Below are 13236 nucleotides of genomic sequence, written 5' to 3' on the forward strand. Positions count from 1 at the left end.
CTTATAAATATCCAAATGCAGCCGCATCATCCTCTACCTTTTTCCAGTCAAAAGGGGTTTCCTGATAAACTGCATAGTTCACCCAATTGCTGAAAAAGAGGGCAGCTGATGAAGACCAACAGAGACACGGTGTCTCATTCACATCATCATTTTTAAAGTAGTTCTCTGGGATATGAGGGTCGAGCCCCGCCTCATAATCACGAAAATACTCTCTTGCTAAAGTGTCACGATCGTACTCCAAATGACCAAAACTATAAATCTCACGCAAATCTCGACTAGCTAAGATAGAAACACCAACCTCAAGACCTTCTGACAGAATCTCTAGATTGGTCTTGTTTAAGATTTCTTCTTTTAAAATCTCAGTGTGACGAGAATGAGGAGCTACATAGCGATCATCAAAACCTCTAAAAAGAAGGTGCCCTTCTTTCAAGGTATCCTGTGGGTAAATACCTGATAGCTTCCGATCCATCTGGTGCTTTTCAACACCATAGCGAGCATAAAGACCTGCTTGGGCACCCCAGCAGATATGAAGGGTCGAATAGACATGGGTCTTGGACCACTCAAGCACCTGACTGAATTCCTCCCAATAGTCCACTTCCTCAAATGGTAAATGCTCAATCGGAGCCCCTGTGATAATCATCCCATCAAAATACTCGTCCTTGACTTCAGGAAAAGTTTTATAAAAAGTCTCCATATGCTCTGCACGAGTCGTCTTGGAACGGTGGCTCTCCATATAGAGAAAGTCTATGTCCAATTGCAAAGGAGTATTTGCTAAATGCCGTAACAACTGGGTCTCTGTGACCACTTTTTTGGGCATTAGGTTTAAAATCAAAATTTTCAAGGGACGGATATCTTGGTGGGCCGCACGTTGATCATCCATGACAAAGATATTCTCTGTCCGTAAAATCTCAACAGCTGGCAATTTTTTATCAATTCTAATCGGCATAACCTTCTCCTAACTGTACTCTTTTAGAAATAATTGAATGTGTTTGAAGTCAAATTTCAAACACTTAGTCCTTTTATTATACTGCAAGAAGATATAGTTTTCAATTATAGTTTTTCTCTAACTAGCTATAGTTTGTTTATATAGCAGATGAAGAGAAAACAGCCCCAAGGACTGTTTTTCATTAATAATGCATAAGTACCTTGTAATCGTAATCTCCGATTTTTTCACGGCCTTTAAGCTCATCCAACTCAATCAAGAAGGCACAACCGGCTACAACTCCACCAAGTCTTTCAATCATCTCAATGGTTGCTTTGACAGTTCCACCTGTTGCCAAAAGATCATCTACGATGAGAACACGTTGACCTGGCTTAATCGCATCAGCATGCATGGTCAAGGTATCAATACCGTACTCTTTCTCATAGTCAGCAGAAATGACTTCACGTGGCAATTTCCCTGGTTTACGAACAGGTGCAAAGCCAATTCCCAACTCAAAAGCAACAGGACAGCCCACGATAAAGCCGCGAGCCTCTGGGCCCACGATCATGTCGATTTTCTTATCAGTTGCATACTGAACAATTTCACGAACAGCGTAGCTATAAGCATTTCCATCTGCCATCAAAGGGCTGATATCACGGAAGGTAATACCTTCCTTAGGATAATTTTCAATCGTTGCGATATAATCTTTTAAATTCATCTTTTTCTTTCTTTCAAAGTTTTTTACTCTCTATTATAGCATATTTTCTGTGAAAGAAGAAGAGGAAACGCACTATTGCTACAAAGCTGATCAATGAACTGATTTTTCTAAAAGGTAATACTCATCAAAAAAACGAGCACTTTCGTACTCGTCTTCTCTTTTATAAACTACTGATTAAAGTGAGTTTACGTCAACTTTGATACCAACACCTTGAGTAGTTGTGATTGTCAAGTTTGTTACGTAAGTTCCTTTAGCTGTAGCTGGTTTTGATTTTTGGATTGTTTCGTTGAAAGCTTTGAAGTTTTCAACCAATTTTTCAGCTTCAAATGATACTTTACCGATGATTGCTTGAACGTTACCTGCACGGTCAGCACGATAAGTGATTTTACCACCTTTAGACTCTTCAACTGCTTTAGCAACATCCATTGTTACAGTACCAGTTTTAGGGTTTGGCATCAAGTTACGTGGTCCAAGGACACGTCCAAGACGTCCAACAAGAGCCATCATATCAGGTGTAGCGATAACTACGTCGAAGTCCAACCAACCGTCGTTGATTTTCGCAACAAGGTCATCTTCACCAACAAAGTCTGCACCAGCAGCTTTTGCTTCTTCAGCTTTTGCACCACGTGCGAAAACAAGAACGCGTGAAGTTTTACCAGTACCGTTTGGCAATACCATTGCGCCACGGATTTGTTGGTCAGCTTTTTTAACGTCAATGTTCAAGTTGTAAGCAACTTCTACAGTTGCGTCAAATTTTGCAAAGTTAGTTTCTTTTGCAAGTGCTACAGCTTCTTCTACACTGTATGCTTTTGTGCTGTCGATTTTCTCAAGAGCAGCACGAAGTTGTTTGCTTTTTTTAGCCATTTTCTATTCTCCTTGTAAGTGGTTCAATCGATTTTCATCTCCCACGTCACTTCTCGAAATGATGAAGTCTTGCGGGTTTTCAGTCTATTATTTTCCTTTTCTACTTCGTTCAGTTCCTTTGCTGTACCCAAGTACAAGCGTCAGTCACTTGCCTAGTATGAAAAGCAACTAATAGACTGCTGTGAGATTTTCTACTGTGTTATTGATTAGTCAACAACAGTGAATCCCATAGAACGAGCAGTACCTTCGATCATACGCATTGCAGACTCAATGTTTGCTGCGTTCAAATCTGGCATCTTAGTTTCTGCAATTTCTTGTACTTGTGCACGAGTAACTGTAGCAACTTTAGTTTTGTTAGGTGTACCTGATCCTTTTTCAACACCTGCAGCTTTTTTCAAAAGAACAGCAGCTGGTGGTGTTTTTGTAACGAAAGTAAATGATTTGTCTTCGTATACTGAGATAACAACTGGAATAATCATACCAGCTTGGTCAGCTGTACGAGCGTTGAACTCTTTTGTGAATCCCATGATGTTGATACCAGCTTGACCAAGAGCAGGTCCAACTGGTGGAGCTGGTGTAGCTTTACCAGCAGGGATTTGCAATTTTACAAGTTTTTCGACTTTTTTAGCCATTTTTAAATCCTCCTTTGTGGTTTTGGCGGTAATTAGAGATTTTTACCTCCCACAAGTACACTTTACGCATACCTTTCTATTATACACTATTTATCTAAAAATGCAAGAGAAAAATTTCTTTTTTAATCGACGTAATCTCCGCCTTCAAAGCCATAGTATTCTTCCAAACTAAGACCACTTGCAGCAATTTCTTTGGCTTCTTTTCCAACGTAGCGAAGATGCCATTCTTCCGCCATGTAGCCAGTCTCTTTTTCCTTGCCTTTGAGATAGCGAACAACAAAGCCATAGTCAGCCGCATGATCCAAGAGCCACTGAGCTGCCTTCTCCTCTGTCACCAATTCTCCATTAGTCCCAATCAAATCAAAAGCAAGACCTGTTTGGTGTTCACTGTATCCAGGGCGGGCTGAGTAGCGATCTGCCTCTTCCTTGCCATCTTGATTCACATAGTCTTGATAAAGTTTGGTTTGAGTCTCATAACTTCTAAAGCCACTGTAATGATCGCTGATTGGGTAGCCAGCTGCTTGCATTGCTGCAATGAGTTTCAGCAACTCCGCCTTGGCTGTTGGATTTTCTCCTGGATTGTAGTCTTTTGACAAAGGATAGTGCTTATTAGCTACGACGATTTCATCGTATTTCCCTTGTATACTATAGTGATCTCCCTTATTGACAACTTCTGCCTTCTTCTGACTAGAAGCTTGAGATTTGCTCCCTACAGTACCCTCAGGTTGACTAGTTTGTTCCATTTTTTGAGTATTCTCTTCATTTTTAGGTGTTTCTTGAGAACATGCTGCTAGGGTTACTGCTAGCAAACCGGATAAAACGATGTATCTTTTTTTCATTTTTTTCTTCCTCTCTTAAATCACATGCTTCTCTAATTCATCGGATAAGGCTTTAATCATTTGTTCCAACTCACGGGATTGCACTTGGCAATCTTCTGCCGCCATTTCTTCCCAGGGCACCCACCAGACTGGACCACGACCATTAAGACCATGACCATTCATATCACCTGCTCTTCGCGGAAAAAGATGCCAATGAGCGTGGGCATCGCCATTTCCTAGGAGTTCAATATTCATCTTTTCAGCCTCAAATGCTTTGGCAACAGCTTCTTGGACCAAACTCATTTCCTCAAGAAAACGAAGTTTTACAGAAGTCTCCATATGGTGGAGTTCTGTGACATGCTCCTTTGCTAGAAATAAGGTATAGCCCTTAAAGTATTGGTGGTCTCCAATAACAACATAGCCTGTTTCTAGTTCTTTTACAAAGTAGGGATTCTTCCCTGCCTTTATCCATTCAATTCTTTGACAAATCAAGCACATATTAGTCTACCAATGCGCTCTTGAGATAGGCATCGACCATACGCTCAGTCGCCACGACCGAATCAATGTGTGTTCGTTCGTAAGAGTGACTGGATTCAATACCAGCTCCAAGGAGGGCGTGCTTGACCTCGGCTCCTGCTGACATAGCTGCGGAAGCATCCGAGCCGTAAAATGGATAAATGTCGAGCTTAAATGGAATATCTTGCTCCTTTGCCAAAGCCACTAAATGTTGACGGAAGTCGTAGTGATAGGGACCTGAAGCGTCCTTGACACAGATAGATACTGTGTACTCATCTGTCTGTTGGTCATCTCCCATTGCTCCCATATCTACTGCTAGATATTCCACTACCTGAGCTGGAATATTGGAGTTTGCACCGTGACCAACCTCTTCAAAGACTGAAAAGGCAAAATGAGTTGTTACGGGCAATGCAATCCCCTCTTCCTTATAAACACGAAGAAGATTGAGCAAAATCGCTGCGCTGACTTTATCATCCAAGTGACGGGACTTGATAAAACCAGTCTCTGTCACGACTGTCCGTGGATCAAAGCTGATAAAATCACCGACCTCAATCCCAAGAGCACGAGTTTCTTTTTCATTGGTTACTTTTGCATCCAAACGCACTTCCATATTGTCCTGTGTGCGTTCTGCAGTTCCTGCATCCTTGTAGACATGACAAGAAGTCTGGTGGATGAGGATGGTTCCAGATACCTTTTTACCTGTGCTAGCCACATGAACCGTACAGTTCTCCCCTTCAATCATGTTCCAAGGGAAACCACCGACACGGTCCATTTTGAGACGACCGTCTGGTTTGACTGCACGAACAATAGCTCCTAGCGTATCCACATGGGCAGTCACATAACGTTGTTGCTTATCATTTTGACCTTTAATGGTCACATTGACACCGCCCTTGGCTGTACGAACCGGCTGGTAACCAAGCTCTTCTAAAGTATGGACTAGGTAGTCTGAAATCTCACGAGTAAAGCCTGTTGGAGATGTAATAGCGGTTAATTCTTTGATATAGTTTACAGTTTGATTCATTTCTTCACCTCTTTCCTACCATTATAACATTTTTCTAGTCAGACTCCTTCTCAAAAGGAGAAAAACTATGTTTAGTTGTTTTCACTATAGATCCATGTTATAATACAAATACTTTGATTATGAAAGGAAAGTAAAAATATGAAATCATACTTTAAAGTATCACTAGCCCTTGTGGCTTCACTTGTCCTCCTACTCGGATGTTCCAAACAGGCATCAACACCTGCTAGCAGCAGTAGCAAAGAAGACACAACAACTCAGTCAAGCGAGACCAAACAAAGCAGTCAACAATCATCTGAAAAGAAAGATGAGACAGAAACTCACACATTTGTCCACAATAGCAAACCTGGGATTCATTCTACCTTGACTTATACTGTGAAGGGAGATGACGTTGTAAAACAAACTGTTCATAATGTACTTGACCCTGAAAAACTTAATAATACCGCGGAAGGTATTAAGGAAATTGTTGACGATACTTATAAAGGTTATGAAGGGGTCAAAGGGGTTACACAAAAAGTTGAAATTCAAGACGAAAAAGTTATCCAAAACATCGAGGTTGACATGACTGTCGCGAGTCTTGACGAATTGAAAAAAGCAATGCCGAACGAATATTCTGGTATTGGAAACCGTGTAAGCTTTGCTGCCTCGAAAAAAATGCTTAAAGAAGCTGGTTATACTGAACAAACCAACTAATGAGTCGTGCTCATACAAAAAATTCTTGGTTGATGACCAAGAATTTTTTTATTCCATCTCAAAAACGTCACTCTCTTGTTTGTTTGGTAAAACCAGTGAAAGCAAGATTCCGATAATAGCTGGCACTAGCCATGGTAGAGAGGCAGCTGCAAACGGAAGAGCATTGACGAGATTTGCTAGGAACTCAATCTTAAAAGAACTTCCAAGGACGCTTGCAAGAGCAATCGCTGTAACAAGCCCAATAGTTAACTGCATACCTGGTTTTGATAGGGCGACAAACTTATTAACAATCACAATCATCACAATGGCGATGGTGATTGGGTACAAGATTACTAGTACTGGAACTGAATACTTAATGATTGCATCAAGACCAAGATTTGCAATAGCAAATCCAATCAAGGTAAAGGCAGTTGCATAGACCTTGTAGCTGATTTGTGGGAAACGTCCGTTAAAGAACTCTGCTGTCGACACAATCAATCCAACTGTCGTTGTGAAGCAGGTTACAGTTACCATAACAGCAAGGAAGAGTTGAGCTGTTGAACCAAAGATTTCCTGAGTTGCTTGTGACAAGATATAAACACCTGGTGTTCCACCCTTCATCGCTTCTGCTGGTACTGGGAAATGATTTCCAAGGAATCCTAAACCGATATAAAGAGCGCTAAAGGCAAGAGCTACAACGATACCAACCACCCAAATAGTTGAAATGTATTCTTTCTTACTGGAGAATCCAAGTTGTTTCAAGGTTTGAACTGCAATCACACTAAAGGCAACTGAGGCAAGGGCATCCAAGGTATTATACCCTTCTAGGAAACCTGTCCCAAAAGCAGAGGATTGATAGGCTTCTGAGGCCGCTTGAGGGCTTGTTCCACCATATTTGAAGGCACCTAGTACAACCAAGATAACGATCAACAAGGCAAAGACTGGCGTTAAAACACGTCCGATTCGATCCAAGATTTTTGATGGATTAAGCGAAATCAGATAGGCTGCTGCAAAATACAACACAGTAAAGATAATCAATCCTAGGCCTTTATTTGCTTCAGACAAGAGGGGGCTAATCCCAACTTCATAAGCTGTTGTGGCAGTACGTGGAATGGCAAAGAAGGGACCAATCGATAGATAGAGGACTGCAAGATAAAGCGTCGCAAACCAAGGTGAGATTTTCTTAGAAATCTCGTGAATGTATCCTTTCGGGTTTAGTGTTCCAATAATGAGAGTCAAAACGGCGATACCGACGCCTGAAAAGACAAAACCTGCAATGGCAGGAAGAAAATGTTCTCCAGATAGGGCACCTAGAGAAGGCGGAAAAATCAAGTTCCCCGCACCAAAAAATATTCCAAACAGGAGCAAACCTGTTAGGGCACCTTTTTTAGCCATAAAGAATCTCCTTCATATTTCTAAAATACTGACCTAGTATATCACGAATAAGAGTATGAAAAAAGCATCACGAAGTAAATATTGAATGTTTTCAATATTTTTAAAAATAAGAATTATCTAAAAACAAAATCCCTTACTCAGTTGGAGCCGAGCAAGGGAAAACTAGGATCTATCGCCATATAGGTTTAAAGATTTTCAAAGGCCGTCATTCCACCTTGGACATTGATAACGTCATAACCCTTTTCAGCTAGAAATTGACAAGCACGCGCTGACCTCATCCCAGATTTACAAATGACATAATACAAGAGGTCCTTATCCAATCGATCAAAGATATCAGCTAATTGACCAAGTGGTAGGTTCTGAGCACCTTCTAAATGAAGCGCCTCGAACTCTTCTACTTCTCTCACGTCTAAGACTGAAAGGGACTCTTTCTGATAGAGCTGGTAAAATTCATCGAAGGCTATTTCTTTCATTCTTTTTCTCCTAATACTCTTCGAAAATCTCTTCAAACCACGTCAGCGTCGCCTTACCGTAGTTATGGTTACTGACTTCGTCAGTTCTATCCACAACCTCAAAACAGTGTTTTGAGCTGACTTCGTCAGTTTTATCTGCAACCTCAAAACAGTGTTTTGAGCTGACTTCGTCAGTTTTATCTGCAACCTCAAAGCTGTACTTTGAGCAGCCTGCGGCTAGCTTCCTAGTTTGCTCTTTGATTTTCATTGACTATAAAATCGTTTTAATTCTTTTTTTCAAATCTGGCACCACTTCTGACTCAAACCAAGGATTCTTAGCCATCCAGATTTGATTACGTGGTGACGGGTGCACCAGAGGGAAAAATTCTGGTAGATAGTCTTTGTAGTGTTTCACCCGCTCTGTCACCTTGCCACTAACTTTCTCCTGTAAATAATAGGCTTGGGCATATTGCCCAATCAAGAGAGTTAATTGAATATCGGGCAACTCTTGCAAGAGTTGTGGGTGCCATTTTTCGGCAAAGCCTTTACGGGGTGGAAGGTCGCCTGATTTGCCATGTCCTGGGAAATAAAAGTCCATGGGAATAACTGCAAACAAGCCCGAATTGTAAAATGTATCTTCATCTACACCTAGCCACTCACGCAGACGATCACCACTCTTATCCTTCCAATAAATCCCAGCTTCTTGCGTTTTAAACCCCGGAGCTTGACCGACAATATTGATGCGAGCAGTTTTTGGCGCCGCAAAGAGAGGTTCGATTCCACGTTCTGTGTAGCTGGCATTCTGCGAATCCGCCATAATAGCTTGCTTGATTCTTTCGATTTGAGACATCTGTTTTCCCTCCAAAAAGAAGTCCAAGCATAAAATCTCAGACTTCTATCGTTTTATTTGATCAATTCATAGATAGCTTCTGCATAGATTGCTGCTGCTCGGAAGAGATCGTCCAAGGCGATAAATTCATTGGCTTGGTGCATGGTGTCAATTGAGTCCGGGAACATCGCACCATAGGCAACCCCACGTTCCAGCAAGCGACCAAAGGTACCACCACCGATGACTTGCTCGTGACCTTTAAGACCAGTTTGTTTTTCATAGACATTCAACAAGGTTTGCACAAGTGGATCTTCCATCGGTACATAGTGAGGTGTATGACCATGGGCAGAGAGGCTAACAGAAGCAACTGGCAAGTTTTCAAGGATTGACTTGATTTGCTCTGGGCTTGTTCCTTTTGGATAACGGAAGTTGAGGGCAATGGTATTGTCAGCACTTGCTTCGTCAAAGCGGAAGACACCCGCATTCATAGAAAGGGCACCCATTTTTTCATCCACATGAGCAACCTTGAGATTTTCACCCTCATGGTCATTCAAGAGAATCTTACCAGCAATGTCGAGGTAGTCTTTGGCTGGTCCAGCAAAGTCAAATTGGCTGAGGAAGAATGCTAGGTAAGTAGCCCCATTGACACCTGAAGCAGGCATAGCACCATGGGCAGATTTACCAATCACAGTCACCTTGTACTGACCGTTTTCTTCTTGGAGTTCTCCTCTAAGTTTGTGCTCTGCAACAAAGGCATCTAGTTTAGCTTGCAAGTCAGCTAAGACACCTGAAACGACTGCTGTTGCTGATTCAGGTACCATGTTTTCACGCAAACCACCTGTAAAGCTGTGAAGACGAGCAGCACCTGCATTTTCACCTGCAAAGTGAAGGTATTCTGTGATATTTCCTTTTTCACCATTGATGATAGGGAATTCAGCGTCTGGAGAGAAGCCAAAGTCTGGTTTTGCAAGTCCTACATGTTCAAAGTAGTAGTCCATATCTGCCCAGCCTGATTCTTCGTCTGTTCCGACAATAAAACGAACTTTCTTAGAAGTTGGAAGACCCAATTCTTTGATGATTTTCAAACCATAGTAACAAGCTGTTGTAGGTCCCTTGTCATCTGAAGCTCCGCGCGCATAAAGGCGACCATCTTTGATAGTTGGTGTATAAGGGTCCGTGTCCCAACCGCTACCAGCTGGCACCACGTCCATGTGAGCAAAGATTCCGAGAACTTCTTCTCCTTCACCAAACTCAAAATGTCCTGCGTAGTTATCAACATTTTTAGTTGGATAGCCATCGCGGTCTGCGATTTCAAGGAATTTCTCCAAAGCTTTTACTGGACCAGGTCCAAAGGGATGCTGCGCATCTGCCTTGCTATCATCACGTTCTGAGTTGATTTCCAAAAGGCTAAACAAGTCAGCCAAGAGGTCTTCTTTGCGTTTTTCTACTTCTGCTGTAAAATCAATTGCTGTCATTTTTTCTTCCTTCTATCTTTTCTCTATGATTTCATCTACTGGCAAGCGGTAGCTTGGTTCTAATTTCTCGTCTGTGTAACCCACTGTAATCAAGAGTTCTGGGCGGAAACGGTCTTCAATGTCCAAAACTTCGTTGGCTTTTGATTTGTCAAATCCAAGGATAATGTTAGAACCGATTCCTTGGTCTGTAAGAGCCAGAACCAAGTTCATGGCAACCAAACCTGCATTGAGGGCTAGGTAGTCGCTAACTTGTTGTTCACTGTAACGCGCAAACTCGGCAGGCAAATTCTTCATGAAATATTGAAGTTGCTCTTCTGAGAAATTCTTTGCGCCACCAACACGGGCAATCTTGCGAGCACGTTTGGCAAGATCTGTATCTGTAAACAAGGCAATGGTCACTGGCGCTGATGATACCTGCTCAAAGTTCGAACCATAAGCTAATTTTGCCAATTCAGCATTTTTCTCACGAACAACCACAAACTTCCATGGCTGGCTATTGTGGGCACTTGGGGCCAAGGTTGCGATTTCGATAGCCGTACGCACATCTTTGGGATCTACCGGTTTATCAGTAAAATGCTTGGTCGCATGACGTTTTTTATTTAATTCAAGAAATTTCATAATCGATTTCCTTTTCTAATTCTACTGCTTCCATTCTACCATAATTTGAAAGAGCTTGCAGAGATTTTTCATAGAGTTAGTACTTCTTTCAGACTCTCTACTATCCACTTGTAGCTTTTTATGTAGGTATCGTTTTGGATTTAAACAAATCAAAAAGCAGGTGATAATTCACCTACTTTCTCATATTATTGACCAGATGTGTATGGAGCAACTGCTTTATACGCTGACTCCAGTGCTTTCTTCATTGTATCACGTCCAGTTTTCAACTGTTGAACAAATAGAGTACGAGTTTGTTCTGGCACTACTGTATCATCAGAACCAATACTTGAAAGGCTTTCGTTAAATGACTCTCTTACAGTCTCCATAGACTTAAGCGCTGGTTCAACTTGGGCGTTATATGCTTCTTTTCCACTCTCTGGAATTTTCTCCCCAATTTCAACTGCATGCTTTTTATAATTGTCAACTAGTTTACCAAAGACTTTCTTCACATCTCCAACAGTTTTAGCATTATCAATTTCTTCATCGGTGATCAAAACAACCTCATTATTTTCTGTCTTTGAACTAGACGTTGTTGATGAGATCTCTGAAGAAGAAGTTTGCTCTACAGAACTTGAATTTTTAGTCGAAGATTCAGACGTTGTTTTCCCTGAACATGCTGCTAAAACAACAACAGATAAAAGAGCCATACTGGCTGTAATAATTTTCTTCATAATGTTCTCCTTTTTATTAAGAATTGAGTCCATTTTATAACAAAATAATTTCAATGTCAAACTTTAGCTAAACCATCTTTTCTAAGCAATTCGACTACAAACCTCACTTCCAAATAAGAGCGTCCATTTTATTTCTAACTTTACAAAAAATCAAAATAATCCTTCACATCCTCTACATACCCATGCTTTTCGATTAAACTAGCTAAGAGTTCCAGATTGTGCCCCCGATAATTGTCATCTCGGCGTAGTTCTTCATACATTTCGACAAAGGGAAGACCCTTGGACTTGGCCAATTCTAACTCCGCTTCATAATCATAAGAAACTTTTCGGAATAGAATATTTACCAATTCCCCATCTTCTACTTCTATCACGGCATACTGGGCACGGTGATTTTTTAACGCCTCCCAATCAAAATAGGGCATGCCAATCGTACCTGGATTGATGATTTGTTGCCCTTGACTTCCATAACGAAGCAACTGCTTGTGGACATGACCATAGACTGCCACGTCCGTTTCCTCATCTAGGAGTTGGTCAAATTTATCTGTATCATTTCCAACCAGTAGATCCCCACCATAGTTTTTGTCAGGTAAATTATGAGAGATAGAAAAGCGCAGTCCATCAACTTCTTTCTTTTCTAGCATAGGTAAGTTTCGTAGCCAGACAATCGTTTCAGGATCCATTCGCTCCATCAAAAACTGGGTCATACGTAAGAGCTGGACTTCCTGTGGGTCTTCTAAGCCATATTGCCCATCTAAAGCCTCTAAGACACAATCATCCCAATTGCCTCGAACACTTGCTGTGATAGGAAGTTCCTTTAACAGAGCGACCAAGTCATTTGCACCTGGACCAGGTAGAAAAATATCTCCCAGAAGCCAATATTCACTGGCTCCTTGAGTTTTAGCATCTGCAATCACTGCTTCTAGTGCAGTCACATTGCCATGAATATCTGATAAAATTGCGATTTTATGGTTCATGATGGTTTTCCTTTTTCTATTTCATCTAGCCAATTGTGAAACTCCCAACGAAGAGGAGCTTCCTTGCCTATTCTTTGCCTCAAATGTTCTTGATATTGAAGATAGAAAGCGTAATCTCCCCAACTACTCCACACTTGAGAAGGTTTTGGGATACACAACTGTTTGTTCGCCCTCTCTAACACGATGTTATCTATCGGTACGTGTAAAAAAGGAAAAACGGAGTCTAGGGTTACAGCTTCAAGCATATAGAGATACTTGAAAGTCATATTAATCCACTTTTGAGCATGACCATAAGTGAATCGAATCCCATTTGAGCGATAGCAATCTATCAGAGCATCACAAGTCCTATGATGCCAACTATCAAAATCAGTTTGACACAGCTTGTCCCGATTCAAGAGATTTAAAATCGCTTCTTTGATACACTTAGAGGCCCGATTTCTCATCTCCAAGCGCTGTTTATCTGGCATGCCATGAAATCGCAAGGTTCGATTAAAATCAAGATAGGCTCGAGTAGTTGCAGCTAAAAATAAATCTTTTGAATTCCCAAAGTAAGCAAATCGTAAAAAAAGGAGTATATCTCTGTCAATCTCAATCCTATTCATTTCTTCTACTTTCTATCTAGA

General features: G+C 41.2%; 17 protein-coding genes. 1 reads left to right on the forward strand and 16 read right to left on the reverse strand.

Translation table 11 applies throughout. The annotated features are described in order from the left end of the window. Nucleotide 1: 1 nt before the first annotated feature. From metA to DB729_RS01065, 7 genes are all read right to left on the reverse strand, one after another. Nucleotides 2–946, reverse strand: a complete 945-nt coding sequence (gene metA / locus DB729_RS01030; RefSeq protein WP_109289736.1) for a homoserine O-acetyltransferase MetA — start codon at nucleotides 944–946, stop codon at nucleotides 2–4. 181 nt (nucleotides 947–1127) lie between these two features. Beyond that, the gene (locus DB729_RS01035) at nucleotides 1128–1640 is read right to left on the reverse strand and encodes an adenine phosphoribosyltransferase (protein ID WP_001049316.1); all 513 of its coding nucleotides are present in this window, start codon (nucleotides 1638–1640) and stop codon (nucleotides 1128–1130) included. A gap of 174 nt (nucleotides 1641–1814) precedes the next feature. Further along, nucleotides 1815–2504 (reverse strand): 50S ribosomal protein L1, encoded by a 690-nt coding sequence (gene rplA, locus DB729_RS01040; protein WP_001085676.1) that lies wholly within the window; start codon nucleotides 2502–2504, stop codon nucleotides 1815–1817. 206 nt (nucleotides 2505–2710) lie between these two features. Beyond that, entirely contained in the window at nucleotides 2711–3136 is a 426-nt protein-coding gene (gene rplK, locus DB729_RS01050) for a 50S ribosomal protein L11 (protein WP_001085808.1), read from the reverse strand. A 122-nt stretch (nucleotides 3137–3258) separates the two neighbouring features. Beyond that, entirely contained in the window at nucleotides 3259–3975 is a 717-nt protein-coding gene (gene ldcB / locus DB729_RS01055; protein ID WP_000747746.1) for an LD-carboxypeptidase LdcB/DacB, read from the reverse strand. A gap of 15 nt (nucleotides 3976–3990) precedes the next feature. Continuing rightward, nucleotides 3991–4452, reverse strand: coding sequence for an HIT family protein (locus DB729_RS01060; RefSeq protein WP_109289735.1), 462 nt, complete (start codon nucleotides 4450–4452; stop codon nucleotides 3991–3993). Between the two features lies 1 nt (nucleotide 4453). After that, nucleotides 4454–5491: a M42 family metallopeptidase gene (locus tag DB729_RS01065; RefSeq protein ID WP_109289734.1), complete on the reverse strand. Its 1038-nt coding sequence runs from the start codon at nucleotides 5489–5491 to the stop codon at nucleotides 4454–4456. A gap of 138 nt (nucleotides 5492–5629) precedes the next feature. Between DB729_RS01065 and DB729_RS01070 the strand changes: the two genes are divergently transcribed. Beyond that, nucleotides 5630–6181 carry a DUF1307 domain-containing protein gene (locus DB729_RS01070; protein ID WP_109289733.1) on the forward strand — a complete coding sequence of 184 codons (552 nt, stop codon included), beginning with the start codon at nucleotides 5630–5632 and terminating at the stop codon, nucleotides 6179–6181. Nucleotides 6182–6229: 48 nt separating this feature from the next. Here DB729_RS01070 and brnQ read toward each other — a convergent pair whose 3' ends face one another. The 9 genes from brnQ to DB729_RS01115 all read right to left on the reverse strand — a co-directional run bounded on the left by brnQ (nucleotide 6230) and on the right by DB729_RS01115 (nucleotide 13215). Then, on the reverse strand, nucleotides 6230–7555 hold the full coding sequence (gene brnQ / locus DB729_RS01075) for a branched-chain amino acid transport system II carrier protein (RefSeq protein ID WP_084852584.1): 1326 nt from the start codon (nucleotides 7553–7555) through the stop codon (nucleotides 6230–6232). Nucleotides 7556–7740: 185 nt separating this feature from the next. Next, nucleotides 7741–8028 carry a rhodanese-like domain-containing protein gene (locus DB729_RS01080; protein ID WP_109289732.1) on the reverse strand — a complete coding sequence of 96 codons (288 nt, stop codon included), beginning with the start codon at nucleotides 8026–8028 and terminating at the stop codon, nucleotides 7741–7743. 10 nt (nucleotides 8029–8038) lie between these two features. Beyond that, nucleotides 8039–8275: a hypothetical protein gene (locus tag DB729_RS09480; protein WP_109289731.1), complete on the reverse strand. Its 237-nt coding sequence runs from the start codon at nucleotides 8273–8275 to the stop codon at nucleotides 8039–8041. A 3-nt stretch (nucleotides 8276–8278) separates the two neighbouring features. Next, nucleotides 8279–8857, reverse strand: a complete 579-nt coding sequence (locus DB729_RS01090) for a uracil-DNA glycosylase family protein (protein ID WP_109289730.1) — start codon at nucleotides 8855–8857, stop codon at nucleotides 8279–8281. A 53-nt stretch (nucleotides 8858–8910) separates the two neighbouring features. Further along, the gene (pepV, locus tag DB729_RS01095) at nucleotides 8911–10311 is read right to left on the reverse strand and encodes a dipeptidase PepV (RefSeq protein WP_000125051.1); all 1401 of its coding nucleotides are present in this window, start codon (nucleotides 10309–10311) and stop codon (nucleotides 8911–8913) included. A 12-nt stretch (nucleotides 10312–10323) separates the two neighbouring features. Then, nucleotides 10324–10929: a nitroreductase family protein gene (locus DB729_RS01100; RefSeq protein WP_000670152.1), complete on the reverse strand. Its 606-nt coding sequence runs from the start codon at nucleotides 10927–10929 to the stop codon at nucleotides 10324–10326. 185 nt (nucleotides 10930–11114) lie between these two features. After that, entirely contained in the window at nucleotides 11115–11639 is a 525-nt protein-coding gene (locus DB729_RS01105) for a hypothetical protein (protein WP_109289729.1), read from the reverse strand. A 140-nt stretch (nucleotides 11640–11779) separates the two neighbouring features. Beyond that, nucleotides 11780–12613 carry a metallophosphoesterase family protein gene (locus DB729_RS01110; RefSeq protein WP_109289728.1) on the reverse strand — a complete coding sequence of 278 codons (834 nt, stop codon included), beginning with the start codon at nucleotides 12611–12613 and terminating at the stop codon, nucleotides 11780–11782. After that, nucleotides 12610–13215 carry a hypothetical protein gene (locus DB729_RS01115; RefSeq protein WP_109289727.1) on the reverse strand — a complete coding sequence of 202 codons (606 nt, stop codon included), beginning with the start codon at nucleotides 13213–13215 and terminating at the stop codon, nucleotides 12610–12612. The genes DB729_RS01110 and DB729_RS01115 overlap by 4 nt, the downstream gene beginning before the upstream one ends. Nucleotides 13216–13236: the final 21 nt, after the last annotated feature.

Origin of the sequence: Streptococcus halitosis (genome assembly GCF_003143695.2) — a bacterium.
GTDB classification, from domain to species: Bacteria; Bacillota; Bacilli; order Lactobacillales; family Streptococcaceae; genus Streptococcus; species Streptococcus halitosis.

Excerpts from the sequence above, each read along its gene's own strand:
- metA (WP_109289736.1), bottom strand. The coding sequence starts at position 946 with ATGCCGATTAGAATTGATAAAAAATTGCCAGCTGTTGAGATTTTACGG.
- DB729_RS01035 (WP_001049316.1), bottom strand. The coding sequence starts at position 1,640 with ATGAATTTAAAAGATTATATCGCAACGATTGAAAATTATCCTAAGGAA.
- rplA (WP_001085676.1), bottom strand. The coding sequence starts at position 2,504 with ATGGCTAAAAAAAGCAAACAACTTCGTGCTGCTCTTGAGAAAATCGAC.
- rplK (WP_001085808.1), bottom strand. The coding sequence starts at position 3,136 with ATGGCTAAAAAAGTCGAAAAACTTGTAAAATTGCAAATCCCTGCTGGT.
- ldcB (WP_000747746.1), bottom strand. The coding sequence starts at position 3,975 with ATGAAAAAAAGATACATCGTTTTATCCGGTTTGCTAGCAGTAACCCTA.
- DB729_RS01060 (WP_109289735.1), bottom strand. The coding sequence starts at position 4,452 with ATGTGCTTGATTTGTCAAAGAATTGAATGGATAAAGGCAGGGAAGAAT.
- DB729_RS01065 (WP_109289734.1), bottom strand. The coding sequence starts at position 5,491 with ATGAATCAAACTGTAAACTATATCAAAGAATTAACCGCTATTACATCT.
- DB729_RS01070 (WP_109289733.1), top strand. The coding sequence starts at position 5,630 with ATGAAATCATACTTTAAAGTATCACTAGCCCTTGTGGCTTCACTTGTC.
- brnQ (WP_084852584.1), bottom strand. The coding sequence starts at position 7,555 with ATGGCTAAAAAAGGTGCCCTAACAGGTTTGCTCCTGTTTGGAATATTT.
- DB729_RS01080 (WP_109289732.1), bottom strand. The coding sequence starts at position 8,028 with ATGAAAGAAATAGCCTTCGATGAATTTTACCAGCTCTATCAGAAAGAG.
- DB729_RS09480 (WP_109289731.1), bottom strand. The coding sequence starts at position 8,275 with ATGAAAATCAAAGAGCAAACTAGGAAGCTAGCCGCAGGCTGCTCAAAG.
- DB729_RS01090 (WP_109289730.1), bottom strand. The coding sequence starts at position 8,857 with ATGTCTCAAATCGAAAGAATCAAGCAAGCTATTATGGCGGATTCGCAG.
- pepV (WP_000125051.1), bottom strand. The coding sequence starts at position 10,311 with ATGACAGCAATTGATTTTACAGCAGAAGTAGAAAAACGCAAAGAAGAC.
- DB729_RS01100 (WP_000670152.1), bottom strand. The coding sequence starts at position 10,929 with ATGAAATTTCTTGAATTAAATAAAAAACGTCATGCGACCAAGCATTTT.
- DB729_RS01105 (WP_109289729.1), bottom strand. The coding sequence starts at position 11,639 with ATGAAGAAAATTATTACAGCCAGTATGGCTCTTTTATCTGTTGTTGTT.
- DB729_RS01110 (WP_109289728.1), bottom strand. The coding sequence starts at position 12,613 with ATGAACCATAAAATCGCAATTTTATCAGATATTCATGGCAATGTGACT.
- DB729_RS01115 (WP_109289727.1), bottom strand. The coding sequence starts at position 13,215 with ATGAATAGGATTGAGATTGACAGAGATATACTCCTTTTTTTACGATTT.